The following is a 16,311-nucleotide window of genomic DNA, read 5'->3' as shown; positions in this document are numbered from 1 at the left end:
TTTTTGAAAAGAAGTCATTTGCTGCCAAAAAAAATGGATGAAGCTTATATGCGTTTACGCTGGATAAACAAATATCACTATATTTGTAAGGGCTGTTAAAGCCTTATTACTCATCATTAAAATTTATTTATTATGAAAAAGAATCTGTTATTCATGTTGTTACTTATCGCTTTGCCGATTTCTTTGTTTGCGCAGAATAATGATCCGCAGCGCAGGATCGGAGTGCATGATCCGGTTATGATCAAAGAGGGAGGCACCTATTATCTGTTTACGACCGGGAATGGGGTGAGTGTGTTTTCCTCCCCGGATATGAAAGAGTGGAAACGGGAAAAACCGGTATTCGAAAAGGCACCCGACTGGACGCTGGAGGCGGTGAAGGGATTCCGCGGGCACTTCTGGGCGCCGGACATCAGCTATCACAACGGCCTGTTTCATCTCTATTATTCCATCTCGGCTTTTGGCAAGAATACCTCCTGCCTGGGCTTGGTGACCAATAAAACGCTTGATCCGCAAAGCCCCGACTTTAAATGGGTCGATCAGGGGCCGGTGATTTGTTCGACACCGGGTGTTGACAACTGGAATGCCATCGATGCCAATCTTATTTATGGCGAAGACGGGAAGCCCTATCTGTTTTGGGGCTCTTTCTGGGACGGACTTCAGATTATTCGCTTGACCGACGACCTGAAAAAACCCTATCCGGGCGAAAAACCCCGTACAATCGCCTCTCGCAAGAGCGACCGCCGGTCGGAAAACCCACCCTCCATCGACAATAATCCGGTTGATGCGGGCGGCAATGCGATTGAAGCGCCTTTTGTGTATAAAAAAGGAGATTATTATTATTTCTTTGCCTCCATCGACTATTGCTGCAAGGGGGTTGAGAGTACCTATAAAATGATTTACGGTCGCTCTAAGAATGTGAGCGGTCCTTATTACGATAAGGAGGGGAAAGATATGCTGCTTGGCGGCGGCACCATCATTATGGCAGGCGATAAAGACTGGCATGGTGTGGGACATAACGCGGTTGTAGGTTGGAATAATGAAGATTTCCTGGTGTTCCATGGCTATGATGCCAATGATAATGGGCATTCTAAACTGCGGATATTCCGTCTGTTGTGGGACGATGCCCAATGGCCTGTTGTAGGAGAGGCGGTCTATTGATTATTTAGGAACAGATAGATCCTGTTTCAATAAATTTCCGTAAGTTTGTCTGCTCTTTTTAGAAAGAACTGTTTGTTTAAATATTACAATATGGAAAAGAACGATTTGCTTGAAATGGTGAGAACCAAGGCCCAGGGATGGCTCAGTAAAAGTTACGACGAGGAAACACGTACACAGGTTCAGGCCATGCTTGATAATGAAGACTCTACGGAATTAATCGAAAGTTTTTATAAGGATCTGGAATTTGGAACCGGTGGGCTCCGCGGCATTATGGGCGTGGGGTCGAACCGGATGAATATCTATACCGTAGGCGCTGCAACGCAAGGATTATCCAACTATCTGAAGAGTGAATTCGCTCATCTGGAACAGATAAAGGTGGTAATCGGACACGATTGCCGTAACAACAGCCGCTTGTTCGCGGAGATCTCTGCCGATATCTTCTCGGCCAACGGCATCAAGGTTTATCTTTTCGAAGACCTGCGCCCGACACCGGAGATGTCGTATGCGATCCGCAAATTGGGATGCCAGAGTGGTATTATCCTGACTGCATCGCATAATCCGAAGGAATACAACGGATACAAAGCCTATTGGGACGATGGGGCACAGATGATTGCTCCGCACGACCGCAATACGATTGCTGAGGTGAATAAGATTCGCAATGCTTCGGAGATTAAATTCAAAGGGAACAAGGAATTGATCGAGGTGCTCGGTGAAGAGATCGATGAGCAATATGTGCATGCATTGACCTCTATCTCTCTTTCGCCCGAAGCGATTGCCCGTCATAAGGATATGAAGATCGTCTACACGCCGATCCATGGAACAGGTGTGAAACTGGTGCCGGCAGTGATGAAAGCGTTTGGTTTTACCAATATCATTCATGTGCCTGAGCAGGATGTGGTGAGTGGTGATTTCCCGACGGTGATCTCTCCGAATCCGGAGGAACCGGCAGCTCTCTCCATGGCGGTAGAGAAGGCGAAAGAGACCGATGCCGACCTGGTATTGGCGACCGACCCGGATGGCGACCGTGTAGGCGCTGCGATCAAAAACGATGAGGGCGAATGGGTATTGGTTAATGGTAACCAGACCTGTATGATCTACCTCTATTACCTGATCACCCGCTGGAAAGAGCTGGGCAAGGTAGAAGGAAAGGAATACATTGTTAAAACCATCGTAACGACGGAGACGATCCGCACGATTGCCGAAAAGAATGGCGTGGAGATGTATGATGTCTATACCGGATTCAAATGGATCGCTGATGTGATGCGTAAAAATGAAGGCAAGAAAACGTATATCGGCGGTGGCGAAGAGAGCTACGGCTTCCTGGCGGAAGACTTTGTGCGCGATAAGGATGCCATTTCGGCCTGTGCCCTGTTGGCAGAGATCGCTGCCTGGGCCAAAGACCAGGGCGTTACGCTTTACCAATTATTGCAGAACATCTATGCCGAGTATGGCTATTCCAAAGAGCTGGGTATCTCTGTCGTGAAAAAAGGGAAGAGCGGTGCGGAAGAGATCGAAGCCATGATGAAACGTTTCCGGGAAAACCCGTTGACGGAGATCGCCGGCTCGAAAGTCAGCCTCTTTAATGATTTCGGTACGTTGAAAAGCTATAGCTACGCGGATAACGAAACGTTGACATTGGATATGCCGACGACCTCGAATGTGTTGCAGTATTTCACCGAAGACGGAACGAAAGTATCTATCCGTCCTTCCGGAACCGAACCGAAGATTAAGTTCTATTGCGAAGTGCATGCAAAAATCAATAGTATAGAAGATATCCCGCAAGCAGAAAAAGATGCCAACGAAAAGATCGAACAGATCAAGGCTTCACTGGGGATCTGATAAATAAAAAAAGGACTTTAAGGGTTGACCTTAAAGTCCTTTTAGTTTCTTGACAGTTTCAACTTAAGAGACGGTCTTGTCCCTTAAGAACTTTAAAGACCACCAACCACTACTCAAAAGACTGCTTTCGCCACCTGGTAGACACTTTCGGTGGCTAAGAAAGAATAAAAATGCAGGCAGGGCACGCCATGGGCGATCAGGTCTCTGCATTGTTCGATGCACCATTCCACACCAACGGCTTTGGCTTCCTCGTCTGTTTTGCATTTGCGCAATTCCGTCGCGAAAGGTTCGGGGATATCTGCCCGGAACACTTTGGGCAGTATGGTCAGCTGATTGCGTAACACTACCGGTTTGATGCCGGGAATGATTGGTACGTTGACGCCTTCTGCCCGGCAACGATCAACAAACTCATAATATTTGGCATTGTCGAAAAACATCTGGGTAACCAGATACTCCGCACCATTCTTCACCTTCTCTTTCAGGTAATGGATATCGGAATCCATATTGGGCGCCTCTTCATGTTTCTCGGGATAGCAGGCCATGCCGTAGGAATAGGGCGTTTCGTTGGCTTCAAAGAGGGTGCCGTCGACCGCTATGCCCCGGTTGAAGTCGTTTACCTGTTTCTGAAGATCGGTCGCGTAGTCGTGATACTCCGCCGGATTCAGGTTGGGATCCAATGTTTTCGTGTCGCCCCGCAGCAACAACAGGTTGTAGACACCCAGGAAGTTGAGGTCGATCAAGGCGTATTCTGTTTCATCTTTGCTGAATCCTTTGCAGATTATATGCGGCACAGCCGGAATACCATAGCGGTTCTGAATGGCAGAGGCAATAGCTACCGAACCGGGACGTTTGCGGATATTCGCGCGTTCGAAGCGTCCGTCGGGCAGGGTTTTGTAGATTGGCTCGCTGTGGTGCGACGTGATATTGATATATTGCGGGTCGAATTCCCAAAGCTTGTCGATCACACTATATACTTTCTTGATACTGTTTCCTTTCAACGGAGGAAGCAGCTCAAAGGAGAAAGCTGTTCCTTTATGATTGTTGATTAAATCAATGACTTTGGATTCTGCCCTGTTCTCTTTCATGATGGTAATAATTTGCCAGCAAAAGTAACCAATTTACCCCGAAATAGCTTACTTTTGCCTTGACAATCTAATTTACGATGATTATGGAAAATATTAATTGGTCAGACCTTTCATTCGGTTATATGAAAACCGATTACAATGTGAGATGTTATTACCGGGATGGGAAATGGGGCGAGTTGGAAGTTTCTTCTTCCGAGATCATTAACATCCACATGGCAGCTACCTGCCTTCACTATGGACAAGAGGCTTTTGAAGGCTTGAAAGCTTTTAAGGGTAAAGACGGAAAGACGCGTGTTTTCCGCATGGATGAAAACGGGAAACGCATGCAGTCTTCCAGCCAGGGCATTAAGATGGCTGAGCTTCCGTTGGATAAATTCCAAGAGGCAGTCCGTAAAGTAATTAAATTGAATGAGCGGTTTGTGCCCCCTTACGGGAGCGGCGCTTCGCTGTATATCCGTCCGCTGTTGATCGGATTGGGTGCGCAGGTGGGTGTGAAACCGGCAAACGAGTATATGTTTCTTGTTTTTGTTACGCCGGTGGGTCCATACTTCAAGACAGGTTTCCAGCCTTCCAAGGTGTGCATGATGCGCGGATACGACCGGGCAGCGCCATACGGAACAGGAACCATCAAGGTAGGTGGTAACTATGCCGCCAGCCTGGCAGCCGGTGAACTGGCCAAAGAAAAGGGCTATGCCGCGGTGCTTTACCTGGATCCGAAAGAAAAGAAATACCTCGACGAGTGTGGTCCTGCTAACTTCTTTGCTATTAAAGGCAATAGTTATATCACGCCGAAGTCGAATTCCATCCTTCCTTCGATCACCAATAAGAGCCTGATGCAACTGGCGGAAGACATGGGTATGACCATCGAGCGCCGTCCGGTAGCGTTTGAAGAACTGGCTACTTTTGAAGAGGCAGCGGAATGTGGCACGGCAGCGGTTATTACGCCGCTTTCACAAGTCGACGACCTGGATGAAGGTAAGTCATATATATTCACGACTGACAACAAACCGGGGCCGGTATGTACGAAACTGTATAAGAAACTGACGGGAATTCAATGCGGTGACGAACCGGATCCATACGGATGGGTAGAGATTATCGAATAAAGATTCCAATCACTACAAATAGAAGACGCGGAGAACAGATGAGCCTAACCAACTCACTTTCTCCGCGTTTGTTTTATCTATCCATTATCAATTATCCATTATCAATTATTCCAAAGTATTCCAACGCCTTCTGTATGCCGTCGTTCTCGACCGTATCTGTCACGTAGTCGGCCATGGCTTTCACCTCTTCTTCGGCATTTCCCATAGCGATACCTAACGGCACATGTTGCAACATCTCCACATCGTTGCCGCCATCGCCAAAAGCCATCGAGTCTTCCAATGCAATTCCGAAGTGTTCGAGCATCTTGTCGATACCTACTGCCTTGCTATTTCCGCGTGGAACAACATCCGAAAACATGGGATTCCAACGGGTCGCTTCCGCATGAGGCATGACCGACATAATACGTTCCTGCTGTTCTTTCTGAAAAAAGGCAATCACCTGATAAACGGTTTCGTCGGCTACTTCCCGCAAAGGGCGCAACGGAACGTCTGAAAACTTCAATAGCTCGAAGATCTCCTCCACTGTTTGGTTTGCATAATTCATCCAGATGGCGTTCTCCTGTACCAGGGCAGAAGGGAAATTCTCCACTTTTTCCTGATAATCGAGCAGGGCTTCAATATCTTCCTTCGGGATTCCTCGACGGTAGATCACCTCATCCTTACCTTTCAGGCAATAACTTCCGTTCATGGTGATATAGCCGTCGAACTCCATATCGCCCAAGTTGTTGATCGCCCGCATGTGGCGTCCTGTCGCAATGAATACTTTGATGCCTTTCGCGCGCAACGCACTGATGGCTTCCCGCGCCGAGGCGGGTACTTTATGTGTTTGAAAACTGACGAGTGTCCCGTCAATATCAAAAAAAATCGCTTGAACCATGGCGCATTGATCAGAACTTATATCCTACCGTCAGCGAAAGTTGTGTGCGGTTGGTTTTCAGCGTAAGCGGCTGTGCTTTGATCAATTTAGTCGGATTATCCCTCTCGTCGTAGAGAATGATATTGGAGAAAGCGTATGCATCTTCTTTGTAAGTCGTAGCTACGCAGGCCATATCCATATAAAACTGCGGCGTAAAGCGATAACCGAACCCGACAGAGAAGCTGTCTCTTCCTTTATCGATTGTATAATGAGGCAACGTTCCTACCGTAAAGATCTCTACATCGCCGTCTTTCAGTTTGTCTTTCATCGGCGAATTGGTGAAAGTTCCACCGGCGCGCACATAGAACTGCGGGGTGATACGGGCTTCTGCACCGATGCGCAGCGTACCGCCTGCCTTGAAATTGTCACGAATATCTTGGTTCTCGTAACGGTAATCAGCCGATTCGCCGTATGAGTTGTACAATTTCATATTCCGGTAGTTGGTCATTTCGTAGTCTACACTCAATAAACCATACCTGCCCAGAATGAAGGCCGCGCTAAACAGCCATTTGTCCGGCGTGCGCAGTTGGTAATCGGTATAAGCCCCTTTGGGGGAATTGTCGGAGATAACATCGCCATTCGGAAAGTCATTGTTAGTCAAAGCCGATCCGGCTTCTCCATAATAGACATCGGTCATTTTATACCAGATAGGCGAGTTATAAGCAACTCCCAAGCGCAAAAAGTCCCAGGGTCTCAGGATAGCACCCAGATTGATGCCGTATCCGCTTCCGTCGGTGTTCAGTCCGTTGTCTAAGTAGAAGTCGTTGCCAGCGGCTGTAAAGTATTCATCGTAGAATGCCTTCAGTTGGTAGTTGATATCTGTTACGTTCAATGTGGCACCAAACAGGAATGTTTCGGCGAAATTCAATCCGAAAGAGATATTGTATTGGTCGATCGAACCGGATTCCCTCACGTTATAGCGTGCCTGATTAATACCGAAGGGATACCATCCATTTCCGTTGTCTTCGCCAAACATGCTTCCGTAGGTCTGATTGCCGGCGCCATCTTTGCCTGTATCGATGATAAGTCCTCCCTGAAAACCTAATACCGACAACCAGTCGTTCAGGTCGTCGTATGCATAGTCCCCGCTGATCGCATCAAAGGGCAGTCCATACGCCCGTTCGCCAATGTAGTCGGAGAGTGAGGTGTCGAGGCCTTTTCCGCTTCGCGCATAATAGTGGCGGTTGAAATTCTTAAGCCGGTTGTAGGAAAATCCTGCATTCCAGCTCACCAGCCCTTCGTCTCTTCCTGTCGGGAAGTAGGCCACATAGGCGATATTGTTGAAATTGACTTTCGTCCGGTTCTTGCTATCGGTCTCTCCGAGCCAGTCGGTTTTCGCATTGGTCATGGAGAGGTTAAGGGTTGTAACCACCTCCGAACTCTTGTAGACTGCCAGCCCGGCCGGGTTGCTGCTCATAGCGGAGATGTCTCCACCCAGCGCCCCGAAGGCGCCACCCATGCTCATATAGCGGGCTGTTCCCTGCATATCTGTTTGCCCGAACTTATAAGCATCCAACATACTTTGTGAAAAAGCAACGCTGCCACAAAGGGTCAGCGCTGCTATTAGTAGACTTATTTTTTTCATCCTTTTGTTTTTTTATTCAACTTCCATCTTCACTTATCAACACAGAACGACTGATTTACCGACGTCCGCCACCGGAACGTCCACCACCGCCGCTGCTGCTTGCACCGCTTGAGCGACTGCTTCCGCCACCACTGCTTCCCGAATTGAATGATCCGCTGGATGAACTACGGGAGGTAGAGGGTGCTGTATAGGTACTTCTTTGTTGAGAAGAATTCGAGTTGGTGTTCGAACGGTTGTATGTGCTGCTGCTTCTGCCGGTTGACGGAGCTGTTGTCGACTGCCGGGTGGTCGTCGAGCTTGAACGGCTTGTCGATACCCGTGTGCGGCTGTCGCTCGATGAAGCGGCGGCATTGCTTTGTCTGCTTACAGATGTGTTGCTCTGGCGTGTTGCCTGGCTACTGCTCTGACGTGTTGTTGTACCGGTATTGCTGGTGCCTACCCGTGTACTTTCGGTGGCTCTGTTGCCGGCACCTGTTACGCCTTCGCGGGTGGTCCGTCCGGTTGTGCCAACACTTTCCCGTGTCGCTGTCGTTGCCCGGTTGTTATCACCACGCAATGAGGTCGCATTCTGACGTCCTGTGCGGGATGCCGACGAACTGGCTGTTCCTGTCCGGTCGGTGGAGCGAGAGGCTGTTCCTCTTGAATAAGAGGCGCGTCCGTTGCTGTAATGGTTGCGATTGGATGTGTAGTAGTTAGTGTAATAATGGTTGTGTCCCCAACCACCATAGTAACCACCGTAATAGCTACCGTAGTAACCGCCATAATATCCTCCATACCAGGGGCTATACCAGGGATCATACCATCCGGCATAATAGCCTCCCCAGCCCCAACTCAATCCCCAATGCCAATGAGGTCTGTGATACCAGGATGAATAATACCAGGGGTTTCCAAACCCACCATAATACCAGGGATCCCAATAGTTGTATCCCCAGCCTCCCCAGCTATTGCCAACATTGATGTTGAAGCTTACATTCGCTCCTCCGTCGGAATAGTCGGTGTCGTAGCCATAGCCATAGTAGCCGTCGCTCAGGTAAAGGTCTACCTGATCGGCTCCGACAATGGATATCTTACTGGGTGAATGATAGCGGATGATCCGTTCGGTATATTCCGTATCGGAACGACGTTCCTGCGGCGTAACCACCGGGTCGTCTTCGTAAGGAAGCTCATCTTCATAATAATAATCTTCCTCCATATCCGCATTGGAATAGCGGCGGTTGTATTCATCTACATCACGCTCCCCGCTTTTGCTTTCAGGAGCTGCTGTGGTGGCTGCTACATATACAATTTCTTCTTTCGGCTGCACAATCTCCTTCGCTTCAACTTCAGCTTTTTTAGTCTTTTTGTTTTTGGAAGAGAAATATACATCGTCGAAGAATTCTCCCTGAGCCGACGCACTGAAGGCCATCAGGAGCATTACTAATAATGACGTTAATTTCATGGGTTTCATATTCTTTTCTCCTCTATTAATAAGTTAATCTTTTTAGTTAATCCTTTGACTTGTGAATCCTCTATTGGTTTAATAATTTCCAAAGAGTGCGTTCCTCTCTTTTCTCTATTATACAAATATAGTGAAAATTCATGGGATCTCTTCTATATTATATATACTTTAACCAAATCGGGCTAATACGCATCTCTTTTTATATGTGATGCAAAAAATGGGGCAAAAGCTGCATATGTATCCGCTGTCTGCCATTTTGCCGGTTCCCGTTTGTGTCGGAAAATTGGGGAAAACTGAAAAGCAAGGTGTAAGCAATAGGGGCGTTTTTTGACATTAATAGGGTGGTTGTCGTGACTATTCGGTTTGTTAAAAAATGTTTCTCCCGGGAGTTTGTAAAAATACTCCTTGCATTTCGGCGAAATTCTCCTGCCGAAATATCAAAATGCTATTTCGAACTTCTTCTCAAAAAAGGGGCTTTCGGTGTTTCGGAAGGAGACGGTAGGTGACAAAGTGGCAGTAGGAACGGTTTTGGATGGGTGGTCATTCCGTATGGGATCCTATAAAAAACATACGGAAAGATATTCACATATCTTTCCGTACGGAAAATGAATTGGCTGCCTGAAACCAGGCAGCAAACAACTTATTTTATTAACTCTAAAATCACTGCAAATCTAAAACAAATATATTTAGCATCCAACGAATCCTTTCCGTTTAACAAATAAAGCGCATTGCGAAACCGTTACCCGTTAATTTGTTATCTTTGTCCCTTCATTGGTTTATTATTTAAGGTAAAAAGAACATGAATAAAGCATTACACCAATTGGGCGAGTATGCGCTGTTGATGCGGAAGAGTATCACGATTCCGGACAGATGGAGTATGTTTTTCAAGCAATTAATCAAAGAGATTTATAAGCTCGGAGTCGATTCGCTCTGGATTGTGATTATCATCTCCGTGTTTATCGGTAGTGTTATTGCCATCCAGATATCCCTGAATATCGACTCGCCATTGATTCCGCGATTCACCATCGGTTATATGACCCGTGAGATTATCCTGTTGGAGTTTTCCTCTTCCATTATGTGTCTGATACTCGCCGGGAAGGTGGGTAGTAATATTGCTTCGGAGATCGGCACGATGCGGGTGACCGAACAGGTGGATGCCATGGAGATTATGGGCGTCAATTCGGCGAACTATATGATACTGCCCAAGATTGTTGGATTGATGATGTTTATTCCGGTGCTTGTGATTTTCAGTATGTTTACCGGTATTCTGGGGGGAGTGGCGGCCAGTAGTCTGATCGATGGGATGTCGCTTACCGACTTCGAGTATGGATTGCAATACTGGTATGTGCCGTTCTACGTCTGGTACTCCATTATCAAATCTGTTATCTATGCCTTTATCATTGCTTCGATCTCCTCCTATTTCGGCTATTATGTGAAAGGAGGCGCGTTGGAAGTAGGGAAGGCAAGTACCAATGCGGTGGTGACAAGTAGTGTGATGATTCTGTTGGCCGACGTTATATTAACCCAATTATTGTTGACATAGTATGGTTGAAGTAAAACATTTGGTGAAATCATTCGAGGGACGCACGGTATTGAACGATATCAATGCTCTGTTTGAAAACGGAAAGACAAACCTGATCATCGGCCGAAGCGGATCGGGAAAAACGGTGTTGATGAAGAATATCATCGGGTTGATGCGTCCTGATGCGGGTGAAATCCTTTACGACGGACGCGATCTGACTACCATGTCAAAGAAAGAACTCAACCATTTGCGTCGTGAAATGGGTATGCTTTTCCAGGGATCCGCCCTGTTCGACAGTATGTCGGTACTCGAAAATGTGATGTTCCCACTCAATATGTTCTCCAATGATTCATTGAAAGAGCGGCGCAACCGGGCGATGTTTTGCCTCGAACGGGTGAACCTGCGTGACGCGGAGGATCTGTATCCTTCGGAGATCAGCGGAGGCATGATGAAACGTGTGGCGATTGCCCGCGCCATTGCCCTGCAGCCGGAGTATCTTTTCTGCGACGAACCCAACTCGGGACTCGACCCGAAAACCTCGCTGTTGATTGATGAACTCATCCATGATATTACGATCGAATACAATATGACCACCATTATCAATACGCATGATATGAATTCGGTGATCAATATCGGCGACAATATCATCTTTATCCAGGAGGGCGAAAAAGAGTGGCAGGGCACAAAAGATGATGTAATGACCTCCCGGAACAAAGCGCTCAATGACTTTATCTTTGCTTCCGACCTCTTCCGTAAGGTAAAAGAGGTGGAGATGAACATCGAGGAAGGTTGATATTTCTTTTTGTAACTATAACGATCGTATGATGAAAACACCATTTCTCCTATTATTCTTATCAGTAATAGGCGCGTTAAACGCGCAGGTAAACTACAAAATCGACAGGGATATCTCCTATATAACAGAGGCGGAAACCGACAGTTATCGTCGGGAACGTTGTGTGTTGGATGTCTATTATCCGGAAGGGATAACCGATTTTCCGACAATTGTATGGTTTCATGGGGGCGGACTGACCGGCGGATCGAAAGATATTCCGCGGGAGCTGAAGGAACAGAGGTGTGCTGTGGTTACGGTGAACTACCGGCTTAGCCCTCGGGCGACTGCGCCGGCTTATATCCTGGATGCTGCCGAAGCATTGGCATGGGCATTCAAACATATCGAAAAATATGGTGGGACAGCGGAGAAAATCTATGTCTCCGGTCATTCGGCGGGTGGCTATCTGGCTCTGATGCTTGCCCTAGATAAAAGTTATCTGGCTGCTCACGAGGTGGATGCCGATAGGGTGGCCGCCTGGATTCCCCTGAGCGGGCAAACGGTGACGCATTATACGATCCGCAAGGAGATGGGATTAAAAGACGGTATACCGGTTATCGAGCAATATGCTCCCCTTTCTCATGCGCGTCCGGATACGCCTCCCATTATTCTTATCACTGGCGGAAGATACCTGGAAATGTCGGCACGTTACGAAGAAAATGCGCTATTGGACGCGGTGCTTCGCGGGGTAGGGAATAAGAATGTCTCCCTGTATGAGTTGGAAGGGTGTGATCATGGCACGATGTGTGGCCCCGGTTGTCTTATGATGGTCGATTATATCCGAAAGAAAGAGCGGCGGTAATTGTTGCTTAATAGATAAAAAAGAAGCGGGGCTCTCTGTTGATTCAGAGAGCCCCGCTTTATTTTTGCCTCACCGGGAGGGTGAGTCCTATCGGTTTATTTGTTGTAAACGCTCCAGTCTACGTTGTGCATATCGCCGCTCTTGGCCAGTTCTTCGTGGAAAGCGAAGCAGCAGTGGAGGTTCTGAGGCGTATGTCCCTTGATACCCATCTCTAAGTATTCGCGCAACAAGGGTTTGTAGTCGGGGTGCACACAGTTGTCGATGATGGCATTCGCACGTTGGATTGGCGATTTGCCACGCAGGTCGGCTACGCCATACTCGGTAATAATGATCTTTACGGAGTGTTCGCTGTGGTCCATGTGGGATACCATTGGCACAAAAGCGCTGATCTTGCCCTCTTTCGCGGTGGAAGGAGTGGTGAAGATCGACAGCATACCGGCGCGGGTAAAGTCGCCTGAACCACCGATACCGTTCATCATACGGGTACCCGATACGTGAGTTGAGTTGATGTTTCCGAAGATATCAGCTTCCAAGGCGGTATTGATTGTTACCAATCCCAGGCGGCGAGCCACTTCCGGGTTGTTGGATATCTCTTGCGGACGAAGCAACAGTTTGTCTTTAAAGAAGTCGAGATTGCCGTAAATATCTTCTATCACTTCGTTGCTAACGCTCAGTGAACAACCGCTGGCAAACTTAACACGGCCCTCTTTCATCAATTTGATCACCGCGTCCTGGATTACCTCTGTATATACATTGAAGGCAGGAATATCTTTGTTTTCGCCCATACAACCCAACACGGCGTTGGCTACGTTGCCCACACCGCTCTGCAATGGAACGAATCCCTCGGGCAGACGGCCGGCTTTCATCTCTTCCACTAAGAAGTTAGCTACGTTGCGTCCGATAGCCATCGTTACGTCATCGATCGGAGCAAACGGGCTGCCTTCGTTCGGTTGGTTGGTTTCAACCACCACGATCTTCGAAGGATCTACTTTGATATAGGGAGTTCCCACGCGGTCTGAAGGCGTGTAAACAGGAATTTCTTTACGGTAAGGAGGATCGGCCGGCTCATAGATGTCGTGCATGCCGCGGATTTCCTTCGGATGTTGTTTGTTTAGCTCCACAATAACCACTTTGGCCATGTTACAAACTGTCGGGGCAATACCTACACCACAGGTAGGAATGATTTCGCCCTCTTCGGTTACATCGGCTGCTTCCACAATGGCAACGTCTACTTTTCCCAGGAAGCCATAACGAAGCATCTGTGCCAATTCCGACAAATGCAAGTCGTAATATTGCGTGTCACGGGCATTCAATAGTGCGCGTAAGTCTTTGTTTGATTGATAAGGAGTGCGGAATTTGATCGCTTTAGCACGTGCTAACGTGCCGTCTAAGGAATCCCCTGTAGATGCGCCGGTGAACATGCCGATCTGAAAAGGATTGCCTTTCGCGTGTTCCTCTTCCGCTCTTTTGGCAATAGCCGCAGGTACTACTTTCGGACATCCGGCCGGAGTAAAACCGCCAAATCCCACATTGTCATCGTGTTTAACGAGTAAGGCAGCCTCTTCCGCTGTCATAAATTTTAACGCCATGATATATAGTTATTTAATAGGTAATAATTTCCTTACGCTTTTAAGGCGCAAAGGTAAGAAAAAACTACTGCTTATGTGTGCAAAAGATAGGTTAAAAAAAGCAACTCTAATACTTACGGTTCAATATTTCGGAGTAAAGAACGGCTTTTCGCAGGGCTTCCGGTTCATGAAACTCTTCGGAAGTAACCAAAGGGGTATAAATCTCTTCTGCGAAAATGGGTGAATCGTTCTCTCCTTGCAGGCGGATCATCCGTTCGATTTCGGTTTCTCCTGTCAGGAATGGTTGCTCGGTTCGGGTGGAAGTTGTTTTTGTTTTGGGCGATGGCTGAGCGGTTTTCTTTGTCCTTGCCGGCTGAGGTTTGGGTTGCGCCTCTTCTTCAGGGTTTAAAATAATCTCCCAGAAGCTACGGTCGGAGGCTGTCTCCGGCGTAACAATATCACGGGGAGGCTGCATTTTCTTCGCCTCTTCTTCCGCTTTTTTCTTCTTGCCGGAATTGATAACGCTGATCACACCGGCCACGCCGATAAGGATTATGTAAAGCCAATCGCCAATATTCTCCATAACTTTGATTATTTTTGCAGTCTGAAAACAGATGCGCAATTACAAAATGGTCACTACTAAGTCCTCCAAAGATACATATAAAAATGAAACGGAACCAAGTGAACCGGCAGAAAAGAAAATAAGGGTAACTTCACAGCCACCCTTATTCGATTTAACCAAAACCTTAACTATGAAAAAATTTACGTTTTTCGTATGCAAATATATCTAAATGTTTTAGGATTTGCAAATTTTTGTGTGCGAAAAGGCTGGAAAAGTGAAAGTTTTATAATTTATTAATAAATTCAGATGAGAAATCAAGACGCCGGGACTGACTTAAAATCAGTTGCCGGAAACCAAGAACGAAAATTGTTCATTGAAACCTACGGGTGTCAGATGAATGTGGCCGACAGTGAAGTAGTTGCTTCCGTCATGTCAATGGACGGATATCAGTTGACTGAAAAGCTGGAAGAGGCCGATGCTATTTTTGTCAATACCTGTTCTGTTCGCGACAACGCGGAACAACGGGTGTATGGCCGCCTTCAATACTTCCAATCGTTGAAGCGCAAGAAGAAAAACCTGATCGTAGGTGTTCTGGGCTGTATGGCCGAACGGGTCAGGGAGCAGCTGATCGACGAATGCGGAGTCGACCTTGTAGTGGGTCCCGACTCCTACCTGGATCTACCCAACCTGATCGGGGCTGTGGAGAAGGGCGAGAAAGCGATCAATGTCGAATTGTCGACCCAGGAAACTTACCGGGATGTTATTCCATTGAAGGTAAGCGGAGTGCGCATATCCGGTTTTATCTCCATTATGCGCGGATGTAATAATTTCTGTACCTATTGCATTGTGCCTTATACCCGTGGGCGGGAACGTAGCCGCGACGTGGAGAGTATTCTCAACGAGGTGCGCGATATGCGCGATAAGAACTTCAAGGAGGTGACCCTTTTGGGGCAGAATGTAAATTCCTATCTCTTCGAAAGGGATGGCGAAGAGATCACCTTTCCGAAACTGCTCGAACTGGTGGCTCGCGAAGCACCCGGCATGCGGATACGCTTCACCACGTCCCACCCCAAGGATATGAGCGATGAAACCCTATATGTGATTGCCCGTAATCCGAATATATGTAAACATATCCACCTGCCTGCCCAATCGGGTAGCTCGCGCATCCTGCAGGTGATGAACCGCAAATACACCCGCGAATGGTACCTGGAGCGTATTGCTGCTATCAAACGCATACTGCCCGACTGCGCCATCTCTACCGACCTTTTTTGCGGATTCCATTCCGAAACGGAAGAAGACTACGAACAGACGCTTTCGCTTATGCGCGAAGTAGGCTACGACAGCGCCTTTCTGTTTAAATACTCCGAACGCCCCGGCACCTATGCCGCCAAGCACTTGGAAGATGATATCCCGGAAGAGGTGAAGATACGCCGCCTGCAGGGCATGATCGACCTGCAAAACCAGCTCTCCGACGAAAGCAATCAACGCGATATCGGCAAAACGTTCGACGTATTGATCGAAGGCTTTTCCAAACGTTCGCGCGAGCAACTTTTCGGCCGCACGGAACAAAACAAAGTGGTTATTTTCGATAAAAGAAACTATCGTGTGGGGCAGCTGGTTCCCGTTCGCATCACCCACGCCTCGTCGGCTACACTTTTCGGTGAGCCGGTAGAGGACTAAAAATGCAAAAACGAATTTGACATTTTGTCAAAACCGCGGGAGAATTTTGTCAAAAACCCGGGACTTTGAAGACAAACTCCCGGGAGTTAGTATTTGTTAACATTTGAAGTGTAAGCAAAAGAGGGGCAAATCGTCCAAAATCGACCCTTTTTGCTTACACTTCGTTTTTTTATTTTTGGACGGAAAATGGGTGTTTTTGTTGCCAAGGAGATACCAATGGCATA

Annotated in this window: 13 protein-coding genes; 7 read left to right on the top strand and 6 right to left on the bottom strand. The window is 47.5% G+C overall.

What is annotated here, in order from left to right; genetic code table 11:
• Positions 1 to 132 precede the first annotated feature (132 nt).
• Both M2137_RS08380 and M2137_RS08375 read left to right on the top strand, forming a co-directional pair.
• Positions 133 to 1,158: a family 43 glycosylhydrolase gene (locus tag M2137_RS08380; protein ID WP_280765994.1), complete on the top strand. Its 1,026-nt coding sequence runs from the start codon at positions 133 to 135 to the stop codon at positions 1,156 to 1,158.
• 90 nt (positions 1,159 to 1,248) lie between these two features.
• Positions 1,249 to 2,997, top strand: a complete 1,749-nt coding sequence (locus M2137_RS08375) for a phospho-sugar mutase (RefSeq protein WP_280765993.1) — start codon at positions 1,249 to 1,251, stop codon at positions 2,995 to 2,997.
• A gap of 113 nt (positions 2,998 to 3,110) precedes the next feature.
• Here the strand turns inward: M2137_RS08375 and M2137_RS08370 are convergent, their stop codons facing one another.
• Complete coding sequence (locus tag M2137_RS08370) at positions 3,111 to 4,082, bottom strand: methylenetetrahydrofolate reductase (protein WP_280765992.1); 972 nt, start codon at positions 4,080 to 4,082, stop codon at positions 3,111 to 3,113.
• Between the two features lie 83 nt (positions 4,083 to 4,165).
• On the opposite strand from M2137_RS08370, the gene M2137_RS08365 reads away from it, so the two are divergent.
• Entirely contained in the window at positions 4,166 to 5,185 is a 1,020-nt protein-coding gene (locus M2137_RS08365) for a branched-chain amino acid aminotransferase (protein ID WP_280765991.1), read from the top strand.
• Between the two features lie 91 nt (positions 5,186 to 5,276).
• On the opposite strand, the gene M2137_RS08360 is transcribed toward M2137_RS08365, so the two are convergent.
• From M2137_RS08360 to M2137_RS08350, 3 genes are read right to left on the bottom strand one after another with little or no spacing between them, the layout of a single operon-like run.
• Positions 5,277 to 6,062, bottom strand: a complete 786-nt coding sequence (locus tag M2137_RS08360) for a Cof-type HAD-IIB family hydrolase (protein ID WP_280765990.1) — start codon at positions 6,060 to 6,062, stop codon at positions 5,277 to 5,279.
• A gap of 10 nt (positions 6,063 to 6,072) precedes the next feature.
• Positions 6,073 to 7,686 carry an outer membrane protein transport protein gene (locus M2137_RS08355; RefSeq protein WP_280765989.1) on the bottom strand — a complete coding sequence of 538 codons (1,614 nt, stop codon included), beginning with the start codon at positions 7,684 to 7,686 and terminating at the stop codon, positions 6,073 to 6,075.
• 55 nt (positions 7,687 to 7,741) lie between these two features.
• Positions 7,742 to 9,133, bottom strand: coding sequence for a hypothetical protein (locus M2137_RS08350; RefSeq protein ID WP_280765988.1), 1,392 nt, complete (start codon positions 9,131 to 9,133; stop codon positions 7,742 to 7,744).
• Positions 9,134 to 9,923: 790 nt separating this feature from the next.
• Here M2137_RS08350 and M2137_RS08345 point away from each other — a divergent pair.
• Genes M2137_RS08345 through M2137_RS08335 form a run of 3 tightly spaced genes read left to right on the top strand, consistent with a single transcriptional unit; the run spans position 9,924 to position 12,277 of the window.
• A complete protein-coding gene (locus tag M2137_RS08345) occupies positions 9,924 to 10,667 on the top strand; it encodes an ABC transporter permease (RefSeq protein WP_280765987.1) in 744 nt (247 codons plus the stop codon).
• A gap of 1 nt (position 10,668) precedes the next feature.
• Complete coding sequence (locus M2137_RS08340; protein WP_280765986.1) at positions 10,669 to 11,439, top strand: ABC transporter ATP-binding protein; 771 nt, start codon at positions 10,669 to 10,671, stop codon at positions 11,437 to 11,439.
• A 31-nt stretch (positions 11,440 to 11,470) separates the two neighbouring features.
• Complete coding sequence (locus M2137_RS08335; protein ID WP_280766030.1) at positions 11,471 to 12,277, top strand: alpha/beta hydrolase; 807 nt, start codon at positions 11,471 to 11,473, stop codon at positions 12,275 to 12,277.
• A 95-nt stretch (positions 12,278 to 12,372) separates the two neighbouring features.
• Here the strand turns inward: M2137_RS08335 and M2137_RS08330 are convergent, their stop codons facing one another.
• Positions 12,373 to 13,866 carry an acetyl-CoA hydrolase/transferase family protein gene (locus M2137_RS08330; protein ID WP_280765985.1) on the bottom strand — a complete coding sequence of 498 codons (1,494 nt, stop codon included), beginning with the start codon at positions 13,864 to 13,866 and terminating at the stop codon, positions 12,373 to 12,375.
• 106 nt (positions 13,867 to 13,972) lie between these two features.
• Positions 13,973 to 14,428 (bottom strand): hypothetical protein, encoded by a 456-nt coding sequence (locus tag M2137_RS08325; RefSeq protein WP_280765984.1) that lies wholly within the window; start codon positions 14,426 to 14,428, stop codon positions 13,973 to 13,975.
• A gap of 285 nt (positions 14,429 to 14,713) precedes the next feature.
• On the opposite strand from M2137_RS08325, the gene miaB reads away from it, so the two are divergent.
• On the top strand, positions 14,714 to 16,087 hold the full coding sequence (gene miaB / locus M2137_RS08320) for a tRNA (N6-isopentenyl adenosine(37)-C2)-methylthiotransferase MiaB (protein ID WP_280765983.1): 1,374 nt from the start codon (positions 14,714 to 14,716) through the stop codon (positions 16,085 to 16,087).
• The last annotated feature ends 224 nt before the right edge of the window (positions 16,088 to 16,311 follow it).

This window comes from Parabacteroides sp. PFB2-10 (assembly GCF_029893085.1).
Taxonomy (GTDB): Bacteria; Bacteroidota; Bacteroidia; order Bacteroidales; family Tannerellaceae; genus QVMG01.
The sequence above is the reverse complement of the archived record's forward strand: the minus strand, read 5'-3'. Positions and strand labels throughout refer to the sequence as shown.

What these genes read in the sequence shown, in the direction of transcription:
- M2137_RS08345 (WP_280765987.1), top strand. Translation starts at nt 9,924, where the DNA reads ATGAATAAAGCATTACACCAATTGGGCGAGTATGCGCTGTTGATGCGG.
- M2137_RS08380 (WP_280765994.1), top strand. Translation starts at nt 133, where the DNA reads ATGAAAAAGAATCTGTTATTCATGTTGTTACTTATCGCTTTGCCGATT.
- M2137_RS08355 (WP_280765989.1), bottom strand. Translation starts at nt 7,686, where the DNA reads ATGAAAAAAATAAGTCTACTAATAGCAGCGCTGACCCTTTGTGGCAGC.
- M2137_RS08370 (WP_280765992.1), bottom strand. Translation starts at nt 4,082, where the DNA reads ATGAAAGAGAACAGGGCAGAATCCAAAGTCATTGATTTAATCAACAAT.
- M2137_RS08360 (WP_280765990.1), bottom strand. Translation starts at nt 6,062, where the DNA reads ATGGTTCAAGCGATTTTTTTTGATATTGACGGGACACTCGTCAGTTTT.
- M2137_RS08350 (WP_280765988.1), bottom strand. Translation starts at nt 9,133, where the DNA reads ATGAAACCCATGAAATTAACGTCATTATTAGTAATGCTCCTGATGGCC.
- M2137_RS08325 (WP_280765984.1), bottom strand. Translation starts at nt 14,428, where the DNA reads ATGGAGAATATTGGCGATTGGCTTTACATAATCCTTATCGGCGTGGCC.
- M2137_RS08340 (WP_280765986.1), top strand. Translation starts at nt 10,669, where the DNA reads ATGGTTGAAGTAAAACATTTGGTGAAATCATTCGAGGGACGCACGGTA.
- miaB (WP_280765983.1), top strand. Translation starts at nt 14,714, where the DNA reads ATGAGAAATCAAGACGCCGGGACTGACTTAAAATCAGTTGCCGGAAAC.
- M2137_RS08375 (WP_280765993.1), top strand. Translation starts at nt 1,249, where the DNA reads ATGGAAAAGAACGATTTGCTTGAAATGGTGAGAACCAAGGCCCAGGGA.
- M2137_RS08335 (WP_280766030.1), top strand. Translation starts at nt 11,471, where the DNA reads ATGAAAACACCATTTCTCCTATTATTCTTATCAGTAATAGGCGCGTTA.
- M2137_RS08365 (WP_280765991.1), top strand. Translation starts at nt 4,166, where the DNA reads ATGGAAAATATTAATTGGTCAGACCTTTCATTCGGTTATATGAAAACC.
- M2137_RS08330 (WP_280765985.1), bottom strand. Translation starts at nt 13,866, where the DNA reads ATGGCGTTAAAATTTATGACAGCGGAAGAGGCTGCCTTACTCGTTAAA.